This is a genomic window from Serratia sp. ID 25-353, assembly GCF_054792795.1.
In genome coordinates, this window is the sequence record NZ_CM139236.1 from 1,518,062 (window position 1) to 1,544,623 (window position 26,562).

General features: G+C 59.8%; 26 protein-coding genes. 8 read left to right on the forward strand and 18 right to left on the reverse strand.

Annotated elements, in window-relative coordinates:
* The first annotated feature begins 4 nt into the window (after positions 1-4).
* Both ACYF6X_RS07305 and ACYF6X_RS07310 read left to right on the forward strand, forming a co-directional pair.
* Entirely contained in the window at positions 5-328 is a 324-nt protein-coding gene (locus ACYF6X_RS07305; RefSeq protein ID WP_063989997.1) for a YdbL family probable chaperone protein, read from the forward strand.
* Complete coding sequence (locus tag ACYF6X_RS07310; protein ID WP_107226278.1) at positions 313-450, forward strand: hypothetical protein; 138 nt, start codon at positions 313-315, stop codon at positions 448-450. The genes ACYF6X_RS07305 and ACYF6X_RS07310 overlap by 16 nt, the downstream gene beginning before the upstream one ends.
* On the opposite strand, the gene azoR is transcribed toward ACYF6X_RS07310, so the two are convergent.
* A complete protein-coding gene (gene azoR, locus ACYF6X_RS07315) occupies positions 447-1,052 on the reverse strand; it encodes an FMN-dependent NADH-azoreductase (RefSeq protein ID WP_015377994.1) in 606 nt (201 codons plus the stop codon). The genes ACYF6X_RS07310 and azoR overlap by 4 nt on opposite strands.
* Before the next feature lie 269 nt (positions 1,053-1,321).
* On the opposite strand from azoR, the gene hrpA reads away from it, so the two are divergent.
* Positions 1,322-5,209: an ATP-dependent RNA helicase HrpA gene (hrpA, locus tag ACYF6X_RS07320; RefSeq protein WP_130017394.1), complete on the forward strand. Its 3,888-nt coding sequence runs from the start codon at positions 1,322-1,324 to the stop codon at positions 5,207-5,209.
* Here hrpA and ACYF6X_RS07325 read toward each other — a convergent pair.
* Positions 5,187-6,344, reverse strand: a complete 1,158-nt coding sequence (locus tag ACYF6X_RS07325; protein WP_063990354.1) for an MFS transporter — start codon at positions 6,342-6,344, stop codon at positions 5,187-5,189. The two genes, hrpA and ACYF6X_RS07325, sit on opposite strands and share 23 nt — an antisense overlap.
* Positions 6,345-6,445: 101 nt before the next feature.
* Between ACYF6X_RS07325 and ACYF6X_RS07330 the strand changes: the two genes are divergently transcribed.
* A complete protein-coding gene (locus ACYF6X_RS07330; protein WP_107226276.1) occupies positions 6,446-7,225 on the forward strand; it encodes an AraC family transcriptional regulator in 780 nt (259 codons plus the stop codon).
* Between the two features lie 33 nt (positions 7,226-7,258).
* On the opposite strand, the gene ACYF6X_RS07335 is transcribed toward ACYF6X_RS07330, so the two are convergent.
* The 3 genes from ACYF6X_RS07335 to asr form a co-directional block, all read right to left on the reverse strand.
* The gene (locus ACYF6X_RS07335) at positions 7,259-8,071 is read right to left on the reverse strand and encodes a trypsin-like serine peptidase (protein ID WP_063989995.1); all 813 of its coding nucleotides are present in this window, start codon (positions 8,069-8,071) and stop codon (positions 7,259-7,261) included.
* Positions 8,072-8,198: 127 nt separating this feature from the next.
* Positions 8,199-8,279 carry a small membrane protein YdgU gene (ydgU, locus tag ACYF6X_RS07340; protein WP_455677416.1) on the reverse strand — a complete coding sequence of 27 codons (81 nt, stop codon included), beginning with the start codon at positions 8,277-8,279 and terminating at the stop codon, positions 8,199-8,201.
* An 86-nt stretch (positions 8,280-8,365) separates the two neighbouring features.
* Positions 8,366-8,641 (reverse strand): acid resistance repetitive basic protein Asr, encoded by a 276-nt coding sequence (gene asr / locus ACYF6X_RS07345; protein ID WP_063989994.1) that lies wholly within the window; start codon positions 8,639-8,641, stop codon positions 8,366-8,368.
* 186 nt (positions 8,642-8,827) lie between these two features.
* Between asr and ACYF6X_RS07350 the strand changes: the two genes are divergently transcribed.
* Positions 8,828-9,733 (forward strand): alpha/beta fold hydrolase, encoded by a 906-nt coding sequence (locus ACYF6X_RS07350; RefSeq protein WP_130017395.1) that lies wholly within the window; start codon positions 8,828-8,830, stop codon positions 9,731-9,733.
* Between the two features lie 167 nt (positions 9,734-9,900).
* Here the strand turns inward: ACYF6X_RS07350 and ACYF6X_RS07355 are convergent, their stop codons facing one another.
* The 4 genes from ACYF6X_RS07355 to folM all read right to left on the reverse strand — a co-directional run bounded on the left by ACYF6X_RS07355 (position 9,901) and on the right by folM (position 14,259).
* Positions 9,901-11,400 (reverse strand): carboxypeptidase M32, encoded by a 1,500-nt coding sequence (locus tag ACYF6X_RS07355; RefSeq protein ID WP_130017396.1) that lies wholly within the window; start codon positions 11,398-11,400, stop codon positions 9,901-9,903.
* Positions 11,401-11,434: 34 nt separating this feature from the next.
* Entirely contained in the window at positions 11,435-12,739 is a 1,305-nt protein-coding gene (rstB, locus tag ACYF6X_RS07360; RefSeq protein ID WP_019452643.1) for a two-component system sensor histidine kinase RstB, read from the reverse strand.
* Entirely contained in the window at positions 12,736-13,461 is a 726-nt protein-coding gene (rstA, locus tag ACYF6X_RS07365; RefSeq protein ID WP_049198289.1) for a two-component system response regulator RstA, read from the reverse strand. Before rstA ends, rstB begins: the two co-directional genes overlap by 4 nt.
* 75 nt (positions 13,462-13,536) lie before the next feature.
* Positions 13,537-14,259: a dihydromonapterin reductase gene (gene folM, locus ACYF6X_RS07370; RefSeq protein WP_063989991.1), complete on the reverse strand. Its 723-nt coding sequence runs from the start codon at positions 14,257-14,259 to the stop codon at positions 13,537-13,539.
* 184 nt (positions 14,260-14,443) lie between these two features.
* On the opposite strand from folM, the gene ACYF6X_RS07375 reads away from it, so the two are divergent.
* Complete coding sequence (locus ACYF6X_RS07375; protein WP_033634653.1) at positions 14,444-14,854, forward strand: hypothetical protein; 411 nt, start codon at positions 14,444-14,446, stop codon at positions 14,852-14,854.
* A 99-nt stretch (positions 14,855-14,953) separates the two neighbouring features.
* Here ACYF6X_RS07375 and ACYF6X_RS07380 read toward each other — a convergent pair whose 3' ends face one another.
* The 4 genes from ACYF6X_RS07380 to ydgH all read right to left on the reverse strand — a co-directional run bounded on the left by ACYF6X_RS07380 (position 14,954) and on the right by ydgH (position 18,673).
* Positions 14,954-15,349, reverse strand: a complete 396-nt coding sequence (locus tag ACYF6X_RS07380) for a pyridoxamine 5'-phosphate oxidase family protein (RefSeq protein WP_130017397.1) — start codon at positions 15,347-15,349, stop codon at positions 14,954-14,956.
* Positions 15,350-15,382: 33 nt separating this feature from the next.
* Positions 15,383-15,868, reverse strand: coding sequence for a hypothetical protein (locus ACYF6X_RS07385; RefSeq protein ID WP_130017398.1), 486 nt, complete (start codon positions 15,866-15,868; stop codon positions 15,383-15,385).
* Between the two features lie 218 nt (positions 15,869-16,086).
* The gene (locus ACYF6X_RS07390; RefSeq protein WP_063989989.1) at positions 16,087-17,478 is read right to left on the reverse strand and encodes an amino acid permease; all 1,392 of its coding nucleotides are present in this window, start codon (positions 17,476-17,478) and stop codon (positions 16,087-16,089) included.
* Positions 17,479-17,722: 244 nt separating this feature from the next.
* Positions 17,723-18,673, reverse strand: a complete 951-nt coding sequence (ydgH, locus tag ACYF6X_RS07395; protein ID WP_004938291.1) for a DUF1471 family protein YdgH — start codon at positions 18,671-18,673, stop codon at positions 17,723-17,725.
* 538 nt (positions 18,674-19,211) lie between these two features.
* Here ydgH and pntA point away from each other — a divergent pair.
* A complete protein-coding gene (gene pntA, locus ACYF6X_RS07400; RefSeq protein ID WP_130017399.1) occupies positions 19,212-20,741 on the forward strand; it encodes a Re/Si-specific NAD(P)(+) transhydrogenase subunit alpha in 1,530 nt (509 codons plus the stop codon).
* A 10-nt stretch (positions 20,742-20,751) separates the two neighbouring features.
* A complete protein-coding gene (gene pntB, locus ACYF6X_RS07405; protein WP_049198296.1) occupies positions 20,752-22,146 on the forward strand; it encodes a Re/Si-specific NAD(P)(+) transhydrogenase subunit beta in 1,395 nt (464 codons plus the stop codon).
* Positions 22,147-22,203: 57 nt separating this feature from the next.
* Here pntB and uspE read toward each other — a convergent pair whose 3' ends face one another.
* From uspE to ACYF6X_RS07430, 5 genes are all read right to left on the reverse strand, one after another.
* A complete protein-coding gene (gene uspE / locus ACYF6X_RS07410; RefSeq protein WP_063989987.1) occupies positions 22,204-23,166 on the reverse strand; it encodes a universal stress protein UspE in 963 nt (320 codons plus the stop codon).
* A 126-nt stretch (positions 23,167-23,292) separates the two neighbouring features.
* Complete coding sequence (locus ACYF6X_RS07415) at positions 23,293-24,057, reverse strand: FNR family transcription factor (protein WP_004938278.1); 765 nt, start codon at positions 24,055-24,057, stop codon at positions 23,293-23,295.
* A 281-nt stretch (positions 24,058-24,338) separates the two neighbouring features.
* A complete protein-coding gene (gene ogt, locus ACYF6X_RS07420; protein ID WP_063989986.1) occupies positions 24,339-24,863 on the reverse strand; it encodes a methylated-DNA--[protein]-cysteine S-methyltransferase in 525 nt (174 codons plus the stop codon).
* A 219-nt stretch (positions 24,864-25,082) separates the two neighbouring features.
* Positions 25,083-25,394, reverse strand: a complete 312-nt coding sequence (locus ACYF6X_RS07425; RefSeq protein WP_130017400.1) for a hypothetical protein — start codon at positions 25,392-25,394, stop codon at positions 25,083-25,085.
* Between the two features lie 307 nt (positions 25,395-25,701).
* A complete protein-coding gene (locus tag ACYF6X_RS07430) occupies positions 25,702-26,556 on the reverse strand; it encodes a tagatose bisphosphate family class II aldolase (protein ID WP_130017401.1) in 855 nt (284 codons plus the stop codon).
* Positions 26,557-26,562 lie beyond the last annotated feature (6 nt).

The window sequence follows — 26,562 nt, forward strand, 5'->3', positions numbered from 1 at the left end:
CGACATGAAAAAACGTTATTTGTGGCTGGCCGGCGCCGCCTGGTTGTTCAGCAGCGTGGCGATGGCGCTGACGCTGGATGAGGCGAAGCAGCAAGGGCGGGTGGGCGAAACCCTGAGCGGCTACATCGCGCCGGTGAAGCAGGACGCGGAAACGCTGGCGCTGGTGAAGCGCATCAACGCCGGCCGCACCGAGAAGTATCAGGAAGTGGCGGACGGCAACCATATCGCCGTCGACGAAGTGGCGCGCATGGCCGGGCAGAAGCTGGTGACGCGCGCGCAGAGCGGCGAGTATGTGCGCGGCATCAACGGCCAGTGGCTGAAGAAATAAAAAAAGCGCGCCGTCTGGCGCGCCAAAAGATACGGATAGATGATTATTATGAGGGTAGTGCAGGTTTGACAGGACTTGCCTCTTGTCCGGCAGGGGCTTGGCGCCCCTGCGCAGAGTCTTAGGCAGCAACCACCTGAGACAGGGCCGCTTTCGCGTCTTCCTGTGCTTTGGTCGCCACTTCCGGGCCGTAGGCGATACCTTCCGCGAAGACGAACTCCACGTCGGTGATGCCGATGAAGCCCAGGAACAGACGCAGGTAAGGTTCTACCAGGTCGGTTGGGGTGCCTTTATGGATGCCGCCGCGGCTGGTCAGGATCACGGCGCGTTTGTTTTTAACCAGGCCTTCCGGACCGTTTTCGGTATAACGGAAGGTCACGCCGGCGCGGGCAACCAGGTCGAAATAGTTTTTCAGCTGGGTCGGGATGTTGAAGTTGTACATCGGTGCGGCAATCACGATGACGTCATTGGCCTGCAGCTCGGCGATCAGCTCGTCCGACAGGGCCAGCGCTTCTTGTTGACGTGGAGTCAACGGCGCATCGGAAGGACGCAGCGCGCCGACCAGTTCACCGTCCAGCACCGGAATTGGCTGCGCGGCCAGATCGCGCACGGTGATGGTGTCGCCGCTGTGGGCGTTGCTCCATTGCTCTACGAAGAAATCGGCCAGTTGGTTAGACTGAGAGTAGGTCGCCAGGATGCTTGATTTCAGAACCAATACGTTGCTCATCGATAATTCCTTACGTTGTGACAGTGACATCAGGACTCAGCGTCCCTTGCATGAACTACATGCTATTCACATTCCCCCCACAGTGATAGCGCAATATTTCGAGACCTTCGTTCGATTTTATTGAATGACATGGCGACGCTTTACTCGCGGAAGTAGGGGGAGAAAGCCGTTTGTGATAGGCTGTACGGCTAAAGCAAAAAAATCGCTAAAAAAACACCAAACCGTTGCCAAGCCTGGCCTTGGCGGCGAAGAAACAAGGAACACCGAACGTGAAATCTCCGCTCGAGGCACTGCCGGCCCAACTGGGTGAGCTGATGCTCCGCGATCAACAACGCCTGCGTCGTCGCCTGCAGGGCGCACGAAAAATCAAAAATCCCGATGCTCAGCTGGCGGTTGCCGCCGAAGTAGAAAGCGACATCGCGGCGGCGCGGCAAAAAGTGCAGGCGCGCGCCGCGTCTTGCCCGCGTATTACCTATCCGGAAAGCCTGCCGGTCAGCCAAAAAAAGCAGGACATTTTAAACGCCATTCGCGATCACCAGGTGGTGATCGTCGCCGGGGAGACCGGCTCGGGGAAAACCACCCAGCTGCCGAAGATCTGCCTGGAACTGGGGCGCGGGGTGAAAGGGCTGATCGGCCATACCCAACCGCGCCGCCTGGCGGCGCGCACCGTCGCCAACCGCATCGCCGACGAGCTGGAAACCCCGCTCGGCGGCAGCGTCGGCTACAAGGTGCGCTTCAACGATCAGGTGGGAGAAAATACCCTGGTCAAGCTGATGACCGACGGTATCTTGCTGGCCGAAATTCAGCAGGACCGCCTGCTGATGCAGTACGACACGCTGATCATCGATGAAGCGCACGAGCGCAGCCTCAACATCGACTTTATTCTCGGCTACCTGCGTGAACTGTTGCCGAAGCGCCCGGATCTCAAGGTGATCATCACCTCGGCGACCATCGATCCGCAGCGCTTCTCGCGCCATTTCAACAATGCGCCAATCATCGAGGTTTCCGGCCGCACTTACCCGGTAGAGGTGCGCTACCGCCCGGTGGTCGACGACGGCGACGATACCGATCGCGACCAGCTGCAGGCGATTTTCGATGCGGTGGACGAGCTTGGGCGCGAAGGACCGGGCGACATTCTGATCTTCATGAGCGGCGAGCGCGAGATCCGCGATACCGCCGACGCCCTGAACCGCCTCAATCTGCCGCACACCGAAGTGCTGCCGCTGTATGCACGCTTGTCGAACAGCGAGCAGAACCGGGTGTTCCAGTCGCACCACGGCCGGCGCATCGTGCTGGCCACCAACGTGGCGGAAACCTCGCTGACGGTGCCGGGCATCAAGTACGTTATCGATCCGGGCACCGCGCGCATCAGCCGCTACAGCTTCCGCACCAAGGTGCAGCGCCTGCCGATCGAACCGGTGTCGCAGGCCTCCGCCAACCAGCGTAAAGGGCGCTGCGGCCGCGTGTCGGAAGGGGTGTGCATCCGTCTGTACTCCGAGCAGGATTTCCTCTCGCGGCCGGCGTTTACCGATCCTGAAATTCTGCGCACCAACCTGGCGTCGGTTATTTTGCAGATGACCTCGCTGGGACTGGGCGATATCGCCGCGTTTCCGTTCGTCGAGGCGCCGGACAAGCGCAACATTCAGGATGGCGTGCGCCTGCTGGAAGAGCTGGGGGCGATCACCACCGCCGACAACGGCCATTACCAGCTGACGCCGCAGGGCCGCCAGCTGGCGCAGTTGCCGATCGACCCGCGTCTGGCGCGCATGGTGCTGGAAGCGCAGAAGAGCGGCAGCGTGCGCGAGGTGATGATCATCACCGCCGCGCTGTCGATTCAGGATCCGCGTGAGCGCCCGATGGACAAGCAGCAAGCCTCGGATGAGAAACACCGCCGCTTCGCCGACAAAAACTCGGACTTCCTGGCGTTCGTCAACCTGTGGGATTATCTGCAGGAGCAGCAAAAGGCGAACTCTTCCAGCCAGTTCCGCCGGCTGTGCCGCAACGATTTCCTCAACTACCTGCGCGTGCGTGAGTGGCAGGATATCTATACCCAGCTGCGCCAGGTGGTGAAAGAGCTGGGGCTGCCGATCAACAGCACGCCTTCCGACTACCGCAGCGTACACACCGCGCTGCTGACCGGTTTGCTGTCGCATATCGGCCAGAAGGATGCGGACAAACAGGAATTTACCGGCGCGCGCAACGCCCGTTTCTCCATCTTCCCCGGCTCTGGCCTGTTCAAGAAGCCGCCGAAGTGGACCATGGTGGCCGAACTGGTGGAAACCAGCCGCCTGTGGGGGCGCATCGCCGCACGTATCGAACCGGAATGGATCGAGCCGCTGGCTCAGCACCTGGTGAAACACAGCTACAGCGAGCCGCACTGGTCGAAGTCGCAGGGGGCGGTGATGGCCAGCGAAAAGGTCACGCTGTTCGGTCTGCCGATCGTCGCGGCGCGCCAGGTCAACTACGGCGCCATCGATCCGCTGCTGTGCCGCGAGCTGTTTATCCGCCATGCGCTGGTGGAGGGCGACTGGCAGACGCGCCACGCCTTCTTCCGCGAAAACCAAAAGCTGCGCGCCGAAGTGGAAGAGCTGGAGCATAAATCGCGCCGCCGCGACATTCTGGTGGACGACGAAACGCTGTTCGGCTTCTACGATCGCCGCATCCCCAACGACGTGGTTTCTGGCCGTCATTTCGACAGCTGGTGGAAGAGCGCCGCCAAACAGCAGCCCGACCTGCTGAACTTCGAAAAAGAGATGCTGATCAAAGACGGCGCCAACAAGATCAGCGCGCTCGACTACCCGAACTTCTGGCATCAGGGCAACCTCAAGCTGCGGCTGAGCTACCAGTTCGAACCGGGCACCGACGCCGACGGCGTGACGGTGCACATTCCGCTGCCGATCCTCAACCAGGTGGAGGAGCAGGGCTTCGAATGGCAGATCCCCGGCATCCGCCGCGAGCTGGTGATTGCGCTGATCAAGTCGCTGCCGAAGCCGGTGCGCCGCAACTTCGTGCCGGCGCCGAACTACGCAGAAGCGTTCCTTGGCCGCGTAACGGCGCTGGAATTGCCGCTGCTGGACGCGCTGGAGCGCGAGCTGCGACGCATGACCGGCGTGACCGTGTCACGTGATGGCTGGCAGTGGGATCAGGTGCCCGATCACCTGAAGATGACCTTCCGCGTAGTGGGCGAGAAAAACCAGACGCTGCGCGAAGGCAAAGACCTGGCGGCCTTGCGCCTGCAGCTGAAAGAGAAGGTGCAGGAGACGCTGTCGGCGGTGGCCGACGACGGGCTGGAGCAGAGCAACCTGCATGTCTGGAGCTTTGGCCAATTGCCGGCGTTTTACGAGCAGAAGCGCGGTGGCTATTCGATGAAGGCGTACCCGGCGCTGGTGGATGAAAAGGACAGCGTGGCGATCCGGCTGTTCGACAGCGAAAGCGAGCAGCAACAGGCGATGTGGCAGGGCACTCGCCGCCTGCTGTTGCTGAATATTCCTTCGCCGATCAAATACCTGCATGAAAAGCTGCCGAACAAGGCCAAGCTGGGGCTCTATTTCAACCCGTACGGCAAGGTGCTGGAGCTGATCGACGACTGCATTTCGTGTGGCATCGATAAGCTGATCGCCGAACACGGCGGCCCGGTCTGGCAAGAGGAAGGCTTTGCCCGCCTGCAGGAGCAGATCCGCGCCGAGCTGAACGACACGGTCGTCGAGGTGGCCAAGCAGGTTGAGCAGATCCTGACGGCGGTCTTCAACATCAACAAAAGACTGAAAGGCCGGGTGGACATGTCGTTGGCGCTGGCGCTGTCGGATATCAAGACCCAGCTCGGCGGGCTGGTTTACCGCGGCTTCGTGACCGGCAACGGCTGGAAACGCCTACCGGACACGTTGCGTTACCTGCAGGCGATCGAGCGCCGGTTGGAAAAACTGGCTATCGATCCGCACCGCGATCGCGCGCAGATGCTGCGGGTGGAGCAGGTGCAGCAGGCCTGGCAGCAGTGGCTGAACAAGCTGCCGCCGAAGCGACAGCAGGAGGAAGAGGTGAAAGCGGTGCGCTGGATGATCGAAGAGCTGCGCGTCAGCCTGTTCGCGCAGCAGCTGGGCACGCCTTACCCGATCTCCGACAAGCGCATTTTGCAAACTATCGAGCAGCTTTCGGGTTAAGCTCGGGCGCACCGGCCGGCAAGCGGCCGGCGCACCACAGGCTCAACAGGCCGCACAGCAGCAGCGTGGCGGCCAAATCCTGCCCGCGTGCCGCGATCGTCAGCCCTAGGCCGATCAGCAGATAGTACAACAGCCCGAATAACGCGCCGGCGGTGCCGAGTTGCTGCCGGTAGCGGCTCAGCGCCTGGCTCAGCACATTCGGAATAGCCAACCCGAACGCCAGCATCACCAGCGCGCAGGGAAGCAGCATCCACAGGCTGTGTTGCCACCAGAACAATGCCACGCCGCTGGCCACCGCCAGCAACCCGCCCAGCAGGATCTGACGTTTGGCGCTGACGCTGCGCGCCAGCAGGTGGCGGTTCAACAGCGCCCCCGCCAGGCTGCCTAAAGCCAGCATCACCCCCGAGTAGCCAAACTGCTGGCTGCTCAACCCCAGCCTTTCGAACATGAACGGCGCCAGGCTGAAGTAGCTGAACACCATGATATTGAAGCTGGCGACCAGCAGCGCCGAACACCAGATGTGCCGATCGCGCAGCATCGTCATCAGGGCAATACCCGGTGCGGCGGCCGTTGCGGTTTGCCGCTGCCGCGTTTCCGGCAATGTGCCGTAGCTCCACAGCAGCAGCGCCAGCGCCCAGACCGCCTGCGCGGTGAAAATCGCCGCGCTGCCGCCCCAGGCGACCAGCGCGCCGCCGGCAAACATTCCCAGCAGCGGGCTGATGGAGAGCGCGACGCCGACCAGCGCGAACATGCGCCCCAGCGCCGGGCCTTGATAGACATCACGCAGCATGGTTTGCGTGACGATTGAGCCGACCGCTGCGCCGAAGGCGATCAGCGCACGGGCGGCCAGCAACAGCGTGAAACTGCCGCTCAGTAGGGCGATGCCGGCGCCGGCGAGATAAAGCGCCAGGCCGGCCAGCATCGCCGGACGGCGGCCGAATCGATCGCAGAAGGCTCCCCAAAAGGCGACGCCGAGAGCGAAGGCGAAGAAATAGATGGATAACGTCTGCCCGGCCTGCGCGGCGCTGATGCCGAAATCGCTGCGGATGGCGGTGAGCGCCGGGCTGTACAGCGTTTCCAGGATCTGCGGCGTCATGATGGCGGTGACGAGCAGCGGTAAAGATAAGCGTTGCATGATGCACATTCTCCCTAAAAGTTAATGCGGCCAGTATAGGGAGCGGCGCTTTGTGCGATTACAATCATTAGGACAAAAAACAACGGATATAGGACAATTTGATGGCGCTGATTCAACAGCATCACCCGTTCGACCCGGATCGGCTGCCGGCCCCGGTGCTCGGCATTGCGGCTGAACTGGCGGAGCACGACTCCGGGCTGCATTGGCATCAGCGTTCGCAGCTGCTGTATGCGCCGCAGGGGTGCATGACGGTCACGCTGGCGCAGCAGTGGTTGATTCTGCCGCCGACGCGCAGCGTCTGGATACCGGGCGGCATTGCGCATCGGGTGCAACTGCGCGGCCGCGTCGCGTATCGCTCGCTGTATTTCGATCCGGCGCTGACGGCCGCCATGCCGCCACAGGCTGCGGCGCTGGCGGTGAACCCGCTGTTGGCGGCGATCGTCGAGCGCATCGCGCACTGGCCGCTGGACTATGCGTTGGCGCAGCCCCAGGCGCGCGATTTGCTGGCGGTGCTGATCAATGAGCTGAGCGAGGCGCAGCGCGAGAATACGCAGCTGCGGCTGCCGCAGGATAGGCGTCTTGCCGCCTGGCTGGCGACGCTGCCGGAGCGCGACGAATTGCCGGGGTTGGCGGCGTTGGCGCAGTGCTTGAATCTGCACGCCAAAACGTTGACGCGGCTGTTTGTGCGGGAAACCGGCCTGAGCTATCAGCAGTGGTGCCAGCAGTGGCGGCTAATGCGCGCGATCGAACTGCTGGCGACGTTGCCGTCGGTTAGCGCGGTGGCGCAGCGGTTGGGGTTTTCCAGCGACAGCGCATTTATCGCTTTTTTCCGCCAGTTCACCGGCACCACGCCACGGCGCTATATGCAAGGGGGCCGATAAAGCACAACGGCGCATAATGCGCCGTTGAGAGGGTTATTTGCCTGCCGCCAGGGCGTCCAGCGCTTCGCGGATGCCGGGCACCGCCAGGGCGCGGTTATCGGCGCGGTAGCGATCTTTCGCCGCCGGCGCCGAACTTTGGATGGCGATCAATTGCCAGCCGTCGGCGGTTTTCAACAGCAGCGGTGAGCCGCTGTCGCCGGGCAGGGTATCACATTGGTGCGACAGTACGCCTTGCTGGGCCCAGCCGGTGACCTTGCAGTTTTGGTGACTGTAGAGGTCATCCAGGTGGTCTTCCGGGTAACCCGCCTGAGTTATCAGCCGTTTGGCCTGTTTCAGGGCCTGGGTCAGCGCCTTGCTGTCGCCTTGCCACAGCGGCAACGGTGCGATCGGCAGCGGCTTTTTGTCTTTCAGACGGATCAGCGCAAAGTCATAAGCGGCCGCGGCGGGCGGGACGATCCAGCCATCACCGTCCGGCTTCAGCTTATTGCCCAGCTTGCTGTCGACCAGGGTCTCGATATTGCCGGTTTGATACTGCCAGGATTTATCGCCTGCCACGAAGCGCAGAGCGATGGCTTTATCCAGTTGTCCGGGCGGCGCCAGCACGCAGTGGCCGGCGGTCAACGCCAGGTGCGGGGAGATCAGCGTGGCGGTACACAGATTGCCGCTGGCGGTTTCGACCTGGCCGATGGCCTGCCACGGCTGGGCGGCGGTATCCGTGACCTTTATTCGTTCATCTTTGCCGAAAAACAGACGCGTTTGCTCGGCCTTGGACGGGCCGTCGGCGCGTGCCGCCTGAGCAGCGATGAGCGGGAGTGAGCACAGCAACAGTAAAACGGATATGCGCATAGATCTCTTGCCTGACAAATACGGATCATCCATAAACACACTGAATGCTAACTATAGACTGATTTAGCAGCCATGTGGATGGGCAATAACTGATTTTTCAATAATTTCCCGCCGTCAACGCGGCAGGCTACAGGTAAAAAAAGACGGCGATCAGTCCGCAAAGGATCAGGGCGGTCAGAACGATCTCAAACAGGTAGCGGCGCAGCATCAATGAGAATCCCCCGATGAAAAAACACCCGGCGAACCGGGTGTCGTAAACGTCAAGCCTGAAGCGGTGAGGGGACCCTCACGTCATTATGCTTTTTTGTGGCTGGCTTTTTTGTGGTGCTTTTTTGCCGCCTGGGCTTTTTGAGCCGGGGCTTTCTTAACGGCTTTTTTGTGATGCTTTTTGGCCGCCTGAGCTTTCTGAACCGGAGCTTTCTTGCCGTGGTGTTTCACCTGAGCTTTAGCCGGCGCAGCGGTGGCGGTGGTTGCGGTAGCCGCAGGTGCGGTGGTGGCCGCCTCGGCAGCGAAAGCCACGGAAGACAGACCCATTGCAGCGGCAACAACCAGAGCTAATACTTTTTTCATCGCAGAATCCTCAACATGACTTTTTGGGTATCAACCCCACTGCGGGGCCGTTGAGATGATAGTAGGCAAACGGCGCCCGGCTTTCCGTGAGTGATTGGTTTCGGCTTGTAACCTAATGTACAGGGCGGCGGCGGCAAGGGGGATTGCTGCTATAATGACCGCCAGGCGCGATAAAAGGGATTTAAAATGAACGAGATAACGATTCGTTGTGGCGTGACCGAACAGGGCGAGGTGCCGCTGGCCTATGAGGACTGGGGCGATGAGGCGCACCCGCCGCTGCTGCTCATCATGGGCATCGGTGCGCAGCTGTTGCTGTGGCCTGACGACTTCTGCCGCGCACTGGTGGCCAAGGGGTTTCGGGTGATCCGTTATGACAACCGCGACGTTGGCCTTTCCGGCAAAACGCAGGCGCAACGCACGCAGCCGTTGTGGCTGCTGATGCTGCGCGCCCAGCTCGGTTGGCAAACGCCGGTGCCTTATACCCTGGCGGACATGGCGGCGGACGCGGCGCATCTGCTCGATCACTTGCGCATCCCGCGGGCTCACGTACTGGGTGCTTCGATGGGGGGGATGATCGCCCAGGTGCTGGCCGCCGAATACCCGCAGCGCGTCGCCTCGTTATGCATCTTGTTCTCCAGCACCAATCAGCCGCTGTTGCCGCCGCCGGCACCTTCGCTGCTGTGGCTGTTGGTGCGCCGACCGGCGGCCGATTTGACGCTGCAGCAGCGCCACGAGGGGATGAAAACCTTCCTGCGCGCGCTCGGTACCCGATTTTACCCGCCGGAGGAGGCGGAACTGGATGCGTTGGTGCATCGGCTGTTGAAGCGGGGCGTGGATCCGGAAGGCATGCAGCGGCAACTTTCCGCGTTGCTCGGCAGCGGCGATCTGCGTCGCTACAGCCGGTGTATTGCCGCGCCGACGCTGGTCATTCACGGCGATCGCGATCGGCTGGTACGTAAGGCGGGGGGAGTCGCGATCGCCCGCACGGTCGTCAACGCCAAATTGCATATTATGCCGGGCATGGGGCATGACCTGCCTGCTCCGTTGAGGCCGCAGCTGGCGGCGATGGTCGCCCGTCATGCGCTGGGATGAGAGATCGGATCGCCGGCGTCTTTCACTATTTTAGTTACAACATACTAATGGTAAGTGACTACCCGACACTCTGCGGCCAAGGCGATGTCGGCACAGAACGTGCGTTATGAAGCATTATCCGGTCTTGCAGGCGGGAAAAGGGCGCGGCAGAGCCGCGCCAGGGGAGATTACAGGTAGCGGTTTTCCAAATGCTGACGGAAGTAGCGTGGGTTGAGCGCTTCGCCGGTCGCGTTGGCGATCAGCGTCTCGGTCGGGAAACGGCTGCCGTGGCGCCAGATGTTGTGCTGCAACCAGTGGAACAGCGGCTGCAGGTTGCCGGTGGCGATATCCTCGTTCAGCGAAGGCAACGCCTGACGCACGCTGTGGAACAGCTGCGCGGCGTACATCGCGCCGAGCGTATACGTCGGGAAGTAGCCGAAAGCGCCGTCGGTCCAGTGAATATCCTGCATGCAGCCGTTGCGGTAATTGCCGATGGTGTCGAGGCCGAGGTAAGCATGCATCTTCTCATTCCACAGCGCCGGAATGTCTTCCACTTCGACCTCGCCTTCGATCAGCGCTTTTTCAATCTCGTAGCGCAGGATGACGTGGGCAGGATAGCTCACCTCGTCGGCGTCGACGCGGATCAGGCCCGGTTTAACGCGCTGGTTGAGGCGAATGAAGTTGGTTTCTTCCAGCGCCGGCTGTTCACCAAACTGCGCAGTGACCAGCGGGCGCAAGATTTTCAGGAATTCATTGCCGCGCGCCAGCTGCATTTCGAACAGCAGGCTCTGCGATTCGTGGATGGCGGTGGAGCGGGCCAGGGCGACCGGCTGGCCGAGCAGATCGCGCGGTAGATTCTGCTCGTAGCGGGCGTGGCCGGTCTCGTGCACGATGCCGAGCAGCGCGGTCAAAAACTCTTTCTCGTTGTAGCGCGTGGTGATGCGCACATCTTCCGGCACGCCGCCGCAGAATGGGTGGGCGCTGACGTCGACGCGGCCGTTGTCGAAGTTGAAACCGAGCAGCTTCATCACGCTGAGGCTCAGCTGGCGCTGGGTGTCCACATTGAACGGCCCCTGAGGCGTCTGGCAAGCTTCATTGGCCTGTTTGGCCACCACGCGCTGCAGCAGATCCGGCAGCCAGGTTTTCAGATCGCCGAAGATGCGGTCGAGATCGCTGCTGCGCATGCCCGGTTCATACAGGTTGAGCAGGGCGTCGTAACGGCTAGTGCCGGCCGCCTGTGCGCGGATCTGCGCTTCTTCCCGACTCAGCTTAACCACCTCGCGCAGGTTCTCGGCGAAGCCGTCCCAGTCGTTGGCCGGGCGCTGGGCGCGCCAGGCGTGTTCGCAGCGCGCGCCGGCGAGCGACTTGGCTTCGACCAGCGACGCCGGCAACAGCACGGCGTCTTCATATTGGCGGCGCATTTCGCGCAGGTTGGCGCGATCGAGTTCGTCCAGCGTCTCTTGCTGCGCGCGATCCAACAGCGCGCCGGTGCTTTGTGCCGTTAAAATCTGGTGCTGCAGCACGCTCAGCTCGGCCAACGCTTCGGAGCGCGCCTTGCTGCCGCCCGGCGGCATCATGGTTTGCATGTCCCAACCGGCGATGGCGGACAGGTGGCCGAAACGCGACAGCCGGCTGAACAGGGCGCGCAGGTGATCGTAAGCAGACGTGTTGGAATGTGCAGATGTCATTATTATTCGGCTCCAATGAGAAGGTCCGGCGGCATTACGCCAGATCGGCTTTTAAACTGAATGTCGGCTTCACCGGCCAGCAGAAACGGAAGCTGGCGCCGCCGAGCGAACTGCCTTCGACGAACACCTGTCCCTGGTAGGCGACGGCGATGGAATGGACGATGGCCAGCCCCAACCCGCAGCCGCCGGTAGCGCGATCGCGGCTGGGGTCGAGACGGACGAAAGGTTCAAACACCCGTTCGCGTTCTTCCGGCGGAATACCCGGCCCGTCATCCTCGACCTGCAAGCAGGCGAGGTCGCCGTCAAACCACAGGCCAACGCGCAGGCGCTGTTCGGAATAGCGCAGCGCGTTGTTGACCAGGTTGTCGAGCACGCGCTCCATCAGGCGCAGATCGACGCCGCCAAAGTCGCCGACGTGCGGGATATCGAGCTGGATGTCGCGTTCCTGATGAATAAGACGGATATCATCGACCTTGTCCTCGAGCCACTTTGGCAGATCGATGGGTTCAATGTTTAACGCAACCTGCGGACGGTCCAGACGGGCATAGGTCAGCAGCTCGTCGATCAGTGACTCCAACTGGCCAATATCGCGGTTCAGCGCCTGCTGCTCGCTTTCGGACAGGTTATCGCTCATTTCGAGCCGGTAACGCAGGCGCACCAGCGGCGTGCGCAGTTCGTGCGCGATGCCGTCGATCAGCTGTTTCTTGCTGGCGATCAGGGTGTTGACGTTGTCGGCCATCTGGTTGAACGCCACGCCGAGCCGGCTCAGGCTGGAGGTGGGATCGAAGTGGGTGCGTTCATCCAGATGCCCGGCGCCGAGCCGCTGGGCGGCGTTTTCCAGCTTGAGCAGGTCTTGCCAGTGCGGCCGCATCCACAGAAACACCGGCAGCGCCAGCGACATGCCGATAAACACCAGTAACACCAGATCCAGCAGGCGCATCTGGTGCAGATAGAACAGATAAGGAATGGGACCGACCACCAACACGTAGTGGCTGCGTGGAATGCGCTGCATAAAGGTGTACTGATCGTCGAGGGCGATGATTTCCCCCAGCCGCAGCCGTTTTTTCAAATCCTCGCTCAGCTCCTGTTTGCCGAGCGGTTCGATATGCAGCTTGAACGACAGGTTGAGATCCAGCGTGGCGATGGTCTTGTTCCAGTCTTTCAGCGGGATTTCGCGCAGCTCGCTGCGCATCAGGTACAGCGAACTTTTCATCAGATCGTCCATCGACTGGCGGCCGGCGCGCTCGGCGGTCACCTTGTACACCAGGCCGACCAGCATCGCCATCACCAGAAAACAGACGAACAGCAGCAGGAAGAACTGGACGAAAAGTTTTCTCATTGTTGCACCGATGCCCAGGCGTTAGGGGCGAACAGATAGCCTTTATTGCGCACGGTCTTGATGCGGAACGGCTCCAACGCGTTGTCGTACAGCTTGCGACGCAGGCGGGAGATCGCCACGTCGATGCTGCGGTCCATGCCGTCATAGCTCACGCCGCGCAGGTTTTGCAGCAGCGCCTCGCGATCCATGATCTGCCCGGCGTGGGTCGCCAGCTCCCACAGCAGATCGAAATCCGAGGTGGACAGCGTGACAGTTTCTTCGCCCAGCGTGACCTGCCGGTTGACCGGATCGATGCACAATAGCCCGAAATGCAGCGCGTTGTGCTGGGTGAGCGGCTGAACCGACTCTTCTTTCGGCTGTTGGCTGTGTTGGCGCAGGTGTAAACGCAGGCGTGCCAGCAACACCGCCGGCGGCGTGGTTTTCAGGATATAGTCGTTGGCGCCCATCTCCAGCGACAGGATATGGTTCATGTCGCTGTCGAGCGAGGTGAGCAGCACGATCGGGCCGGGGAAGGTGGGGCGCAGATCGCGGCACAGCGTCATGCCGTCTTTGCCGGGCAGCATGATGTCCAGCAGCACCAAATCGGGTTGCTCGCGCTCGATGCGCGCTTGCGCGCTGTCGCCGCGCGGCTCGATCAGCACCTCGATGTCGTGTTTGCCCAGATAGGCGGCGATCAGCTTGCCGACTTCAGGATCGTCTTCCACAAAAACAATTTTATGCATATGCCCGTGTTTTAATAATAAAAGCGGATTTCAGCATAGCGCGGCCCGCAGGGATGCGCCATGCGGATCTTTGCCTCAGCGCAGCGGCCGCCCGCCGTCGACGCCGTGGGTGCGGCCGGTCACGTAGCGGCTCTCCAGCAGGTAGTTCACCAGATTCACCACTTCGCTCTCGCCCGGCGCGACCTTCATCAGCGACTTCGCCAGCGCCTGCTGGCGATAGGCTTCATCGTCGCCCGCATTGAAGATGATCAGCGCCGGCGCAATGGCGTTGACCTTGACCTCCGGCGCCAGCTTGCGGGCAAACGATCGGGTCATATTGTCCAGCGCGGCCTTGCTGGCGGCGTAGGCGATGTGTTTGTCGCTGCCTTTTTCCACCACGTAGTCGGTCAGATGGATGATATCGGCGCCGGCCTGGCCCTGGCCGGTCAGGCAGGATTCGAGCAGCTGATTGAGCAAATAGGGCGTGTAGACGTGAATTTGCAGCATCGCCGCCATCACCTGCTCCGGCGGGACCTCCGGCGACTCGGCCTGCCAGGCGCTGGCGTTATGGATCATCGCGCGCAGTTTGGGGGCCACCTGCCGCACCTGGTCGGCGAAACGGTAGATGCCTTCGTGCGTGGAAAAGTCGCCCTGAATGCAGCAGGCGCCCAAGGCTTTCAACTCGGCCATCGCCGGATATTCGCTGCGGTAGGCGATGATGACGGGAACGCCGCGTTCGAGAAACGCTCTGGCGAGCGCCAGCCCGATGCGCCGCGCGCCGCCGGTAATCAGCACCGGGGCAGAGTTGGGGTGTTCCATTGATTAAAGCTCCTGGACAGACTGGCAAACAATAGGGGAATTATGCCATCATACGGCGGAAAGTCGTTAAAGCTTCGCATGATTATCCATTTCTGGATGTAAGATCCCCAATGCATTTCAGGTTGCCGTCCGGCGGCGGCTTGAAAGACCACGGGTTAACACTGGCCATGAGAGGAATAAGGGGATGAACAGCAATCACCTTGCATCCATCGCGCGCAGTGAGAAAATCTGTTTCGACTACATGGATTTTCTGTCCGCATCGTGCAGGAAGCACTGGCGCTTTGTTGATGCTATTTATGGTGTGATGCCGATCTTCGGCATGGTGTTGAAATCGCGCGTGACCACGTCACAAACGCGCAAAGAGCAGTTGAAAGAGCTGGCGCTGCAGGTGGTGTCAACGCAGGTCAGCGATGAAACCAATATCGTGCGCCTGATTGACCTGGCGCAGCAGCAGGGTCTGACGGTGTTTGATATTCAGCTGCCCTATGCGCTGGAAGCGCAACAGCTGGCGGCCATTCAGAAAGAGTGCGCGGAAGGCATCGCGATTGCCCTGGTGGGTGAGCGTATGACCGTCACCATTCCCTCTAAAAGCTGACCGGGAATCAACCCGGCCGCCCGTTCATGGTTAGGCAATTGACCTCGCGCGATAGCCTAACCATGAACGTGATATTCCGCGCCACGTAGCGCTCGGCCTCTAAAGCCGGGTCCCGGCATTGGGGCCGGAACGCAGGGTATAAATGCTGTCTATATGAATCAGCACCGCGTATTTCGGCGGCTTCATTCCATTTTTTTCTGCAAATTCCAGCGCATCGTCAAACGGCTTGCCCGCCAGGAACAGTTCCGGGGTGCCGACGAAGCGGTAACCGTCCAGCGCCTCGCGATCGATGACCACGACGGCCATTTTCGATCCTTCCCTGATATTTTTCAGCGTCTGGCCACCGGTATTTTCGTTGTAAATCAGCGTACGGTCATCATAGAGGCGCAGAGAACGCTTGGGGCCGATATCGGGCACGCCGCTCGGGCTGCTGGTTGCCTGCACAGGCAGCTGTTTGGCCAGCATTTTCTTCATGTCGTCATTCAATTCATTCATTGACAGATTATCCCTCAGGTCGTGGTGTCGTTGTTAATGCACGGTGGCGGAATGGTTTGCCGCGGGTGCGCAGACGCTGGTTTCCGGCAGCCGGTGCTCGCGCAGCACCTGCAGCGTCTCTATTCGGAAACGCAGCAGGTGCCGTTCGGCGACCTGCTGCATCTGTTCGCACAGCGAGGTATCGTCCATCACCTGCTCGATGGCGAGCCGGGCCTGATGCACGTGCGGCTCAACGCCGCGCAGGGGCTTTTGCCGCAGGCGCAGATGGGTCATGTTGTTGAACGTGACGATCAGCGCGGCAAGGGCAGACTCGAAAATATTCAGTGCTTCAAATCTGGCGGCATAGTCCGCATTCAGCCAGGGTTTCTCGGCGAGGATCGCCTGAGCGACATCCAGCGCCTGCTGATAGTGCGTCATTGCCAGGCGATCGCGCCGCTGATTGAATTCCGTGTTGCCCTCGGCGATCAACGCTTCCCAAGCGGCAAACAAGGGTAATGCGTGCAGCAGTTTCTCAGCCATGAAATGCCTTCCATTTTCAGCCAGTCTTCATCCGCCGCCTGACGCTTTTCGCCAGGGGCACTCGCGTCTTACCGTTAATATTTAGATGATAATGATAATTAATTGCATTTAAGATCGCAAGCGTGGAAATTGACCGATCAACAACGGGGAGAGAGGTAAAAAAGAGGAAAGAGGGGAAGCGAAATGCGGCTGACGGGCAGCCACATTGGCAGGCGATGTTAGTGCAGCATAAACCAGCCGGCAGGCAGCGTGGCCACCAGCAGCAAGAAGATGCTGCTCTTTTCCAGGCGGTTGAGCAGATTGATATCCCGATGGCCGCGACGGGCATACATGAACACCAATAGCCCTGGCGCATACAGCAGCACTGACATCAGCAGGTGCATCAGCCCGGACGCGTACAACAGCCACAAACCATAGACGCAGGCACCGGTCGCGGCGAAGATCAGGCGCTTGTCGCGGCGGCGATAAGCCACCTTGAACAGAAACGCGCCGACCAGGAAGTAAGGCACCAGGATCATTTCTGAAGCGATGGTCAACAGCGAGTTGTAGTTGCTGCCGGTCAGCCAGATCAGCACCAGCGCCAGCTGCACCGCGATGTTGGTCAGCCACAGCGAAGAGGACGGGGCGTGATGGCGGTTCTGCTTGCCGAACACGCGCGGAAACGCGCCGTGCTGCGCGGCCAGCAGCGGCACTTCCGCCGCCATGATGGTCCAGCTCAGGTAGGCGCCGCACACGGAAATGATCAGGCCGGCGGCAATGATCACGTCCCCCCACGGGCCGATCAGTTCCACCATCAGTACCGCCATCGACGGGTTGCGCATGTCGGCCAGTTCGCTGCGCGGCACCACGCCCAGCGACAGCAGCGTGACCATCAGATACACCGCCAGCGCCGACAGCACCGCCAGCATGGTGGCGCGGCCTACGTCTTTCTTATTGCGGGCGCGGGCGGAAACCACCACGGCGCCTTCCACGCCGATAAACACCCACAGGGTGATCAGCATGGTGTCCTTGACCTGTTCCCACACCGGCTTGCCGAGGGCGATACCTTTGAAATCCAGCGTGAATACGTCCATTTTAAAGGCGATCGCCGCCAGAACGGCGAACATTCCCAATGGCAGCAGCTTGGCGAGGGTGGCCGCCAGATTGATGCTGGCGGCAGTTTGCACGCCGCGCAGCACCAGCGCATGCACGATCCACAGCAGGGCGGATTCGGCGATCAGCGCCTGCCAGGTATTGCCGTCACCGAGAATAACGTTGCCGCCGCGATCGGTGAAAATACTCAGCGCCGCGAACACGATCACCAGATACGAGACGTTGGCGATCACGGCGCACAGCCAGTAACCCCAGGCGGAGCAGAAGCCCATCAGCTCGCCGAACCCTTCTTTGGCGTAGGTGAAGATGCCACCGTCCAGATCCGGACGCAAACGCGTAAGCAACAGCATGGCGAACGCCAAAAACAGAATGCCGACGCCGGTGATCCCCCAACCCAGCAGCAGCGCGGCGGGGCTGGCGACCTGCGCCATGTTTTGCGGCAGACTGAACACGCCGGCGCCCAGCATTGAGCTGAGCACCAAAGCGGTTAGCGCGGTAAGACCGAGTTTTTTTTCCAATGACGGATCCTGAACGCAGAATAAACAACTGGAAGGGAACTGCTTGGCGGCAACAATGTATTAACAACCACTGCGCGAATAGACAATAGCCCTAAAAATTGGCGCAAATTCTACGGAGGGATGCTTAGAGATGCAATGATTGAATATGCGGAATTTACAAAAAACTATTCAACGAGTGGTGAAAAGAATGGCAATAAAAACGGGCAGCTCAAGGGCTGCCCGATGGTAAACCGAAAAGCGGGTTTTATTTGAACAGATCGGCGCTGACGGTCAGGTTGCCGCCGCTCTTGTTCTGCCATTGGCGAGTGACGTGATAGTACTTGGCGCCTTTCTCGGCCGCGCGTTTCGCCACTTCGGTGGACACGTCGGTCATACTGTTGAAGTGGCCGGTGAAGGTGACGGAATCGAACGGCACCATCTGCGCGGCGGTCACGTTGTTCACTTCCTGGATTTTGGTGCCGTTAGGCAGCGTGACGGTATAGCGCTGGCCGGTAGAGGACTGGGTTTCGAAGAAACGGCCCACTTCGCGGCTTGGCGAACCGGAAGACGCGACGCCAGGAATTTCGACTTTCGCTGCAGCGGCACCGCCGGCGGCCAGCGCGGCGCGGCCGGCGTCAGAATCGGCCGGAATGGCATCCGGGCTCTGCACGCGGCGTTTTGGCGCATCGGCCTTATAGATGTAGGCGGTAACGAACTGGTTGCCGCCGGAGTTGGCGTCAACCTGGCGCACGATGAAGAACGAGGCCGCGCCTTTTTTCTTCGCTTCTTTGGAGATGGCGTCGTTGATGTCCGGCTGGCTGCGGTAGAAACCGCTGACGCTCACGGTATCGTAAGGCTCCAGCAGATAGGCTTCCTCTTTAGGCAGTTCGTTCACGCCGTTAAATACGCGGTATTTTGGTGTTTTGCTCACTTCTGGCGCATCTTTATGATAAAGGTCTGCGGTGACGCGCCAGTTGCCGCCGTTGTTGCTGTTGTTGCTGTCCTGGATATAGAAGGAATCGGCACCCAGTTTGTCTGCACGGCGGGATACGGCGTCGACGGCTTCATTGATGGCATTGAAGCGGCCGGTAATCGTGATGCGATCAAACGGCTTCAGCGCCGCTGCTTTCTCAGGAGTTAACTCTTGCGCCGCATGAGCAGACAGCGCGGTGAGTGATAACAAGGCTGACGCGATGATCGTGGTCTTCAGCTTCATAAAAAATCCTTTCGCCTAGCGCATTAACGTTTATAACGTACTGAACTGTTTAAGTGTAATTCAGCCGTCGATTATTACATGTAATTCTGAAAACTGTCTCAGCATTTTATGTTATCCCGTGCGACAAATCGCCGACGGTGACGCGGGTCGCACGGATGGCGCCATCGTCATAAGTTTCCATAATAAAGGCTCTGGTGTCATTAATGTTAATTATTCACAAAATGATAACTTTTATGCTTCTTCGCCGCGCGTGGCCATAAATCGTTACGCCGGGCGTAAACCTCTTGTCACGCAGAATGTGCTGTTCTGTATGGATTTTTTCACGGTAAATTGCGATTTGTCATATCACGCGCGGCATTTTTATGTAAAAACAGAGCTGAATGCGTAAGCAATTATGGATCATCGACCTTATTTTCAGTAGGTTATAGTTGGCGTCTGAAATCAGTGTGGGCAAGTTAACCCCCTCGCTCGCCGGCGGCGTCATGCTATGGGCAGGAAAATAATAAACATCATCCAAGACAGGTGAGAAGGGAACATTATGCGTATTGGTGTACCAAGAGAGCGGTTGGCCAATGAAGCCCGGGTCGCAGCCACGCCGAAAACGGTGGAACAACTGCTGAAGCTGGGTTTTACCGTCGCGATTGAACGCGGGGCGGGCAAACTGGCCAGTTTTGAGGACGTCGCCTACGAAGCCGCAGGCGCGGCACTGGTCGACGAAAGCGAAGTGTGGCAGTCGGATTTGATCCTGAAAGTCAATGCGCCGCAAGACGACGAGATCGCCTTGATGCGCGAAGGCAGCACGCTGGTCAGCTTTATCTGGCCGGCGCAAAACCCCGAATTGATGGCCAAGCTGGCGGCGCGCAACGTCACCGCGCTGGCGATGGACTCGGTGCCGCGCATCTCGCGCGCCCAGTCGATGGATGCGCTGAGCTCGATGGCCAACATCGCCGGCTACCGCGCGATCGTCGAAGCGGCGCATGAGTTCGGCCGTTTCTTCACCGGCCAGATCACTGCCGCCGGCAAAGTGCCGCCGGCCAAGGTGATGATCATCGGGGCCGGCGTGGCCGGCCTTGCGGCGATCGGCGCGGCGGGCAGCCTCGGTGCCATCGTGCGCGCCTTCGATACCCGCCCGGAAGTGAAAGAGCAGGTGCAGAGCATGGGCGCGGAATTCCTCGAGCTGGATTTTGAAGAGGAAGCGGGCAGCGGCGACGGTTACGCCAAAGTGATGTCTGAAGCCTTTATCAAGGCCGAGATGGCGCTGTTCGCCGCGCAGGCGGCGGAGGTGGATATCATCGTCACCACCGCGCTGATCCCGGGTAAACCGGCGCCGAAACTGATCACCAAAGAGATGGTGGCATCGATGAAACCGGGCAGCGTGATCGTCGATCTGGCGGCGCAAACCGGCGGCAACTGCGAACTGACGGTGGCCGACACCATTAGCGTGACCGACAACGGCGTGAAAATCATCGGCTATACCGACCTGCCGAGCCGCTTGCCGACCCAATCTTCGCAGCTTTATGGCACCAACCTGGTCAACCTGCTGAAGCTGCTGTCGAAAGAGAAAAACGGCGAGATCGACATTGATTTCGACGATACGGTGATCCGCGGCGTTACCGTGGTGCGCAGCGGTGAAATCACCTGGCCGGCGCCGCCGATCCAGGTCTCCGCCCAGCCGAAAGCGGCACCCGCCGCCGCACCGGTCGCCAAACCTGAAGCCAAACCGACCTCGCCGTGGCTGAAGTACGGCCTGATGGCCCTGGCGATCCTGCTGTTCAGCTGGCTGGCGGATGCGGCGCCGAAAGAGTTCCTGTCGCACTTTACCGTGTTCGCGCTGGCCTGCGTGGTCGGTTACTACGTGGTCTGGAACGTCAGCCATGCGCTGCATACCCCGTTGATGTCGGTCACCAATGCGATCTCAGGGATTATCGTGGTCGGTGCGCTGTTGCAGATCGGCCATGGTGGCTGGGTGAGTTTCCTCTCCTTTATCGCCGTGCTGATCGCCAGCATCAATATTTTCGGTGGGTTCACCGTCACTCAGCGCATGCTGAAGATGTTCCGCAAGAACTAAGGGGTAACAAATGTCTGGAGGATTGGTTACAGCTGCATACATTGTTGCCGCTATTTTGTTTATTTTCAGCCTGGCGGGCCTGTCGCGCCATGAAACGTCGAAGCAGGGCAACCTGTTCGGCGTCGCCGGTATGGCGATCGCGCTGATCGCCACCATTCTGGGGCCGGATTCCGGCAACGTCGGCTGGATCATCATCGCCATGATCATCGGCGGCTCGATCGGCGTCTATCTGGCCAAGAAGGTCGAGATGACCGAAATGCCGGAACTGGTGGCGGTGCTGCACAGCTTCGTTGGCCTGGCCGCGGTGCTGGTCGGCTTCAACAGCTACCTGGATCACGGCGCACCGATGGAGCCGGTGATGGCGAATATCCATCTGACCGAAGTGTTCCTCGGCATCTTTATCGGTGCGGTGACCTTCACCGGCTCGATCGTCGCCTTCGGCAAGCTGCGCGGCATCATCTCTTCCAAGCCGCTGATGCTGCCGAACCGCCACAAGCTGAATCTGGCGGCGCTGGTGATCTCGTTCCTGCTGCTGGTGGCGTTCGTGCGTACCGACAGCGTGGGCTGGCAGGTGGTGACGCTGCTGCTGATGACGGCGATCGCACTGGCGTTCGGCTGGCATCTGGTGGCCTCGATCGGCGGCGCGGACATGCCGGTGGTGGTGTCGATGCTCAACTCCTATTCGGGGTGGGCGGCGGCCGCGGCGGGCTTCATGCTGAGCAACGATCTGCTGATCGTCACCGGCGCGCTGGTGGGCTCTTCGGGTGCGATCCTGTCTTACATCATGTGCAAGGCGATGAACCGCTCGTTTATCAGCGTGATCGCCGGCGGTTTCGGCAGTGACGGTTCGTCCACCGGCGACGCCGAAGAGATGGGCGAATACCGTGAAACCACGGCGGAAGAGGTGGCCGAGCAGCTGAAGAACTCCACCTCGGTGATCATCACCCCGGGTTACGGCATGGCGGTGGCGCAGGCGCAATATCCGGTGGCGGAAATCACCGAGAAACTGCGGGCGCGCGGCGTGAAGGTGCGTTTCGGCATTCACCCGGTCGCGGGGCGTTTGCCGGGCCACATGAACGTGCTGCTGGCGGAGGCGAAGGTGCCGTACGACGTGGTGCTGGAGATGGATGAAATCAACGAAGATTTCCCGGATACCGACACCGTGCTGGTGATTGGCGCCAACGACACGGTGAACCCGGCGGCACTGGAAGATCCGCGCAGCCCGATCGCCGGCATGCCGGTATTGGAAGTGTGGAAGGCGCAGAACGTGATCGCGTTTAAACGCTCGATGAACACCGGCTACGCCGGCGTGCAGAACCCGCTGTTCTTCAAGGAGAACACCCAGATGCTGTTCGGCGACGCCAAAGACAGCGTGGAAGCGATTCTGCGGGCATTGCAGAAGTAGTTGAGCAACCAAAAAAACGGGCCGCTTATTAGCGGCCCGTTTTTTTATGCGCGAGGGTTAATCTTCGTCGTCGTGCTCATCGTCTTCATCCGCCTCGATCGGGCAGTTGAAGTTCTCCGGCTTAATCACCAGCAGATCGCATTTCAGATGGTCGATCACATGTTCCGCGGTGTTGCCGATAAAGGCCGCCGAAATGCCGGTGCGGCCCAGGGTGCCCAGAACCACCACGCCGGCCTGCAGGTGTTCGGCCAGATCGGGGATCACCTCTTCCGGCAGGCCTTTTTCCACGTGGGTGAACTCTTCCTTAATGCAGAATTTCTGCCGCAGCGCCTTCATGGCGATCAGATGCTGGCCGCGGATGGCGTCGTTGTAGACGCTCGGATCGAAATCGGGTAGCTCGATGGCGATGTTGATCGGGGTGACAGGATAGGCGCCAACCAGGTGAACCTCGGTCTGGTTGACGTTTTCCGCCAGTTCGACGGTTTCTTGCACCAGTTTGATATTGAGCGGGTCGTGATAGGGTTCTTCGCTGGCCAGATTGACCGCCACCAGCGCTTTTCCGCCTTCCGGCCAGGGCTGGTCTTTTACCATCCACACCGGGCAAGGGCATTTGCGCAGCAGGTGCCAGTCGGTGGGGGTGAAGATCACCGATTCCAGCCGATCGTGCTGGTGCGCCATTTTCAGCAGCAGGTCATGCTGGCCTGAAAGCACTTCCTGAATGATGGCTTCGAAGGGGCGGTTATGCCAGACCACTTTGATTTCGATCGGCACGCCGTCGTTGAGATAGAAGCGGCACTGCTCGTTGATCCAGGCGGCGCGTTGGCTGATCACACCTTGCCGCATCGCCGTTCTTTCGTCCGGGGAGAGCAGGGTCGTCATTTCGTAAGAGAAGTCATAAATGGGCAGGAAGGCTTTGATGCGCCCGCCGTTCCGTTTCACCAGGTACACGGCGCGGCGCAATGCCGGCTGATCGTCCTGATTGGGGTCAATAGCCACCAGAAGATTCTGATACTTCGCCATAGGGCCTCCTTACAGCTGAAATCAACAGTCTGTTAATTTACAGAGTAACCCAACATTGAAAAACAGAACAACAACAGAAGCGTGCCGGATCAACAATTTCGGTGAAATGTTGATCCGGCAGGGGAATCAGGCGTTGACGGTCACGTTGATGCGTGGCGTACCGGCCAGCACCGACAGGGCGTCGGCGTTTTCGATGGTGATGTATTTGCCTTTCACGCTGAGGATTTCGCTTTTCTGGAAGCGGCCCAGCAGGCGGCTGATAGTTTCCACCGTCAGGCCGAGGTAGTTGCCGATGTCGCCGCGGGTCATGGTCAACCGGAACTCGCGCGGCGAGAAGCCACGCTCCGCAAAGCGGCGCGACAGGTTGTAAACGAACGCCGCCAGGCGCTCTTCGGCGTTTTTCTTCGACAGCAGCAGGATCATGTCCTGGTCGCCTTTGATCTCGCCGCTCATCAGCCGCATGATCTGCTGACGCAGATTAGGCATTTTGCCGGACAGGTCATCGAGGGTTTCGAACGGGATCTCGCACACCATCGAGGTTTCCAGCGCCTGAGCGAAGCTCGGGTGCTTCAGGCCGCCGATGGCGTCGAAGCCCACCAGATCGCCCGCCAGGTGGAAGCCGGTGATCTGCTCGTCGCCTTGCTCGGTGATGGTGTAGCTTTTGATGGTCCCGGAACGGATCGCGTACAGAGACTTCAGCTCGTCGCCGGCCTTGAACAGGGTCTGGCCTTTCTGGATGGGCTTTTTCCTCTCGATAATGTTGTCGAGCTGGTCCAGCTCGTGGGCATTAAGGGTGAAAGGAATGCACAGCTGGCTGATGCTGCAGTCCTGGCAATGGATCGCACAACCACCAGACTGGATACGACGAATCACGCGTTTTTCCGGGATCATAGATTACGCTCATTCAATAATTGATATGAGTCAATTTTAACATCTTTTGCTGCAGCTGATAAGGGTGGCATTAGCATGAATAGGGGTATTGTGTGCGAATTTTGCGCACACATGCCGCCGATTATTCTGTATCGGACTGAAGTTATGAGTATTATTTGTGACTTATGCGTTTTATTCACACAGGTTATTGATAGTGCCAAAGCGGGCACGAGCGCGGCGTAGAGCAACGTGCTTTATTAAGCAGCGCCAAACAATGGCGCTGGATGAGCTCATCGCCGCGGCTACAGCAAACTTTTCGGTAGGTAACCTTCGTGCTGCAGCAGCCACTGCTTGCGCTGTACGCCGCCAGCATAGCCGGTCAGCGCGCCCTGCGAACCGATCACCCGGTGGCAGGGCACCACGATGCTGATCGGATTTGAACCGTTGGCCATGCCGACTGCGCGCGAGGCGGTCGGACGACCGATGCGTTGCGCCAGTTGGCCGTAGGTCAGGATCTCGCCGCAGGGGATTTGGCGCAGCTGTTGCCACACGGTGCGTTGGAACTCGGTGCCGGCGGTCATCACCGGCAACCGATCGATAATGCCCAGTTCACCGGCGAAATAGCGTTGCATCGCGTCGGTCAGCCCGCTGGGATCGCGCTGCTCGCGCAGGGTGAAGCGATCGGCGCGGTAGTGGGTATTCAGCAGCTTCATCAGGCGCGCTTCGTGATCGGTCCAGTCAATCGCCCGCAGGCGCCCCTGTTCATCGGCAATCAGCACCAGTTCTCCCACCGGCGTGGCGGTACGATCAATCAAAAAAGTCTGCATCTGGATCACTCCTCGGTTTGGTGTGGCGATTATCGCATGAAAGCGGGGGAAGCGATGGCGGATTTCGGACATGCTGATGGGCAACCGCAGGGCTGCCCAAATAGCTGGCTCAGGGTAAGCCGGGGAGTCATTGCACGTTAAATTTATAAAATAAATTTATAAGTCATCAAGGCAAGTTGTGTCTTGTTTATTATTTCATCAGACATTAACGCTTTGGCGTCACTTATAGCTGATGGTCACGCGCTTTAAATGGGGATCGTTATTCACTATTTCGCTGGTGACGGCAGAGACTAATTCTTTTGGCATCGCTTTTAACGAAGAGGAAATATACCCATTCTGATATTCCGTCACTTTACCGAAGCAGTTGGAGATAAGCTGTTCATCCTGATGTGTGATGGTGCAGGCCGGGGTGGTAATGGCGCCGGTGAAGCGAACGACGCCGGAGGCGACCTGGCTGCCGGAAAGCGGTTTTGCTTGCAGAGCGAAGGGCAGAATGACCAATGCGCTTAATACAGCTAAGTAATGGTTCATACGCTGTTCCTCTTAGAGTGAAAAATACTGCCAATTAAAAAACAAGCACGCTTGTTTTCATCAAATAAGCTATTTCGCCTGGCGAAATAAAAACGAATGGGCAAAATTCCTACTGCCTGCATCCAATGAATTTGATAATAGGGAGGTAGGGTGAGCAAAACCATGATTTGGATCATAGTGAAGAGCGGTTAATGGTTTCCGGCATGGGCAGGGTAAAAGGCTGTGATCGCTCTCTCAGGAAAGCAGGGCATGGCGGGATGTTTTCGCCCCCGTGGTGCGGCCGCAGAAACCGGGGGCGAGAGCGGGCTTACAGCATGCCGCTGCTGCCGCAGATGCGGATCTTTTCCGCCACCACTTCTTTCATCGCCAGCTTGCCGGGGACGATGTATTTGCGCGGGTCGTTGGCATCCGGGTGCTGTGAAAAGTAGCTTTTCACCGCATCGGCGAAGGCGATTTTCAATTCGGTGGCGACGTTGACCTTGCAGACGCCGAGCGAGATCGCGCGCTTGACCATCGCTTCCGGAATGCCGGAGGCACCGTGCAGCACCAGGGGCACGTCCACCTGTTCGCGGATCAGCGCCAGGCGCTCGAAGTCCAGCTTCGGCTCGCCGTGATACAGGCCGTGGGCGGAACCGATCGCCACCGCCAGCGAATCGATGCCGGTGGCGGCGACGAACTCGCGTGCCGCCACCGGGTCGGTATAGAAGCTGTCCGCCGTATCGACGATCAGATCGTCTTCCTGCCCGCCCAGGCGGCCCAGTTCTGCCTCCACGCTGGCGCCATAGCGGTGGCACAGGGCCACTGCGGTGGCCACCTTGGCGATATTCTGCTCGAACGGCAGATGGGAACCGTCGATCATCACCGAGCGGATGCCGCTTTTCACCTTGTGCTCGATGTCGTCCAGCGCTTCGTGATGATCCAGATGCAGCGCCAGCGGCAGATCGTAGCGGTGCGCGGCCGATTGGCAAATGCCGATCAGGTAGTCGGTTCCGGCGTAGCTGAAGGTGCCGGGCGTGCCGGCCATGATCACCGGTGAGCGCAGCTCGGCGGCGGTTTCCGCCACCACCTGCACGGTTTCCAGATTGTGGACATTAAACGCCGGGACGGCGTAACCCTGGCGCTGCGCCTTGAGCAGCATTTCTCGGTTGGCTATCAGATACATGGGATC

What these genes read in the sequence shown, in the direction of transcription:
- ACYF6X_RS07305 (WP_063989997.1), top strand. Translation starts at nt 5, where the DNA reads ATGAAAAAACGTTATTTGTGGCTGGCCGGCGCCGCCTGGTTGTTCAGC.
- azoR (WP_015377994.1), bottom strand. Translation starts at nt 1,052, where the DNA reads ATGAGCAACGTATTGGTTCTGAAATCAAGCATCCTGGCGACCTACTCT.
- ACYF6X_RS07325 (WP_063990354.1), bottom strand. Translation starts at nt 6,344, where the DNA reads ATGCAACGCTTATCTTTACCGCTGCTCGTCACCGCCATCATGACGCCG.
- ACYF6X_RS07330 (WP_107226276.1), top strand. Translation starts at nt 6,446, where the DNA reads ATGGCGCTGATTCAACAGCATCACCCGTTCGACCCGGATCGGCTGCCG.
- ACYF6X_RS07335 (WP_063989995.1), bottom strand. Translation starts at nt 8,071, where the DNA reads ATGCGCATATCCGTTTTACTGTTGCTGTGCTCACTCCCGCTCATCGCT.
- ydgU (WP_455677416.1), bottom strand. Translation starts at nt 8,279, where the DNA reads ATGCTGCGCCGCTACCTGTTTGAGATCGTTCTGACCGCCCTGATCCTT.
- asr (WP_063989994.1), bottom strand. Translation starts at nt 8,641, where the DNA reads ATGAAAAAAGTATTAGCTCTGGTTGTTGCCGCTGCAATGGGTCTGTCT.
- ACYF6X_RS07350 (WP_130017395.1), top strand. Translation starts at nt 8,828, where the DNA reads ATGAACGAGATAACGATTCGTTGTGGCGTGACCGAACAGGGCGAGGTG.
- ACYF6X_RS07355 (WP_130017396.1), bottom strand. Translation starts at nt 11,400, where the DNA reads ATGACATCTGCACATTCCAACACGTCTGCTTACGATCACCTGCGCGCC.
- rstB (WP_019452643.1), bottom strand. Translation starts at nt 12,739, where the DNA reads ATGAGAAAACTTTTCGTCCAGTTCTTCCTGCTGCTGTTCGTCTGTTTT.
- rstA (WP_049198289.1), bottom strand. Translation starts at nt 13,461, where the DNA reads ATGCATAAAATTGTTTTTGTGGAAGACGATCCTGAAGTCGGCAAGCTG.
- folM (WP_063989991.1), bottom strand. Translation starts at nt 14,259, where the DNA reads ATGGAACACCCCAACTCTGCCCCGGTGCTGATTACCGGCGGCGCGCGG.
- ACYF6X_RS07375 (WP_033634653.1), top strand. Translation starts at nt 14,444, where the DNA reads ATGAACAGCAATCACCTTGCATCCATCGCGCGCAGTGAGAAAATCTGT.
- ACYF6X_RS07380 (WP_130017397.1), bottom strand. Translation starts at nt 15,349, where the DNA reads ATGAATGAATTGAATGACGACATGAAGAAAATGCTGGCCAAACAGCTG.
- ACYF6X_RS07385 (WP_130017398.1), bottom strand. Translation starts at nt 15,868, where the DNA reads ATGGCTGAGAAACTGCTGCACGCATTACCCTTGTTTGCCGCTTGGGAA.
- ydgH (WP_004938291.1), bottom strand. Translation starts at nt 18,673, where the DNA reads ATGAAGCTGAAGACCACGATCATCGCGTCAGCCTTGTTATCACTCACC.
- pntA (WP_130017399.1), top strand. Translation starts at nt 19,212, where the DNA reads ATGCGTATTGGTGTACCAAGAGAGCGGTTGGCCAATGAAGCCCGGGTC.
- pntB (WP_049198296.1), top strand. Translation starts at nt 20,752, where the DNA reads ATGTCTGGAGGATTGGTTACAGCTGCATACATTGTTGCCGCTATTTTG.
- uspE (WP_063989987.1), bottom strand. Translation starts at nt 23,166, where the DNA reads ATGGCGAAGTATCAGAATCTTCTGGTGGCTATTGACCCCAATCAGGAC.
- ACYF6X_RS07415 (WP_004938278.1), bottom strand. Translation starts at nt 24,057, where the DNA reads ATGATCCCGGAAAAACGCGTGATTCGTCGTATCCAGTCTGGTGGTTGT.
- ogt (WP_063989986.1), bottom strand. Translation starts at nt 24,863, where the DNA reads ATGCAGACTTTTTTGATTGATCGTACCGCCACGCCGGTGGGAGAACTG.
- ACYF6X_RS07425 (WP_130017400.1), bottom strand. Translation starts at nt 25,394, where the DNA reads ATGAACCATTACTTAGCTGTATTAAGCGCATTGGTCATTCTGCCCTTC.
- ACYF6X_RS07430 (WP_130017401.1), bottom strand. Translation starts at nt 26,556, where the DNA reads ATGTATCTGATAGCCAACCGAGAAATGCTGCTCAAGGCGCAGCGCCAG.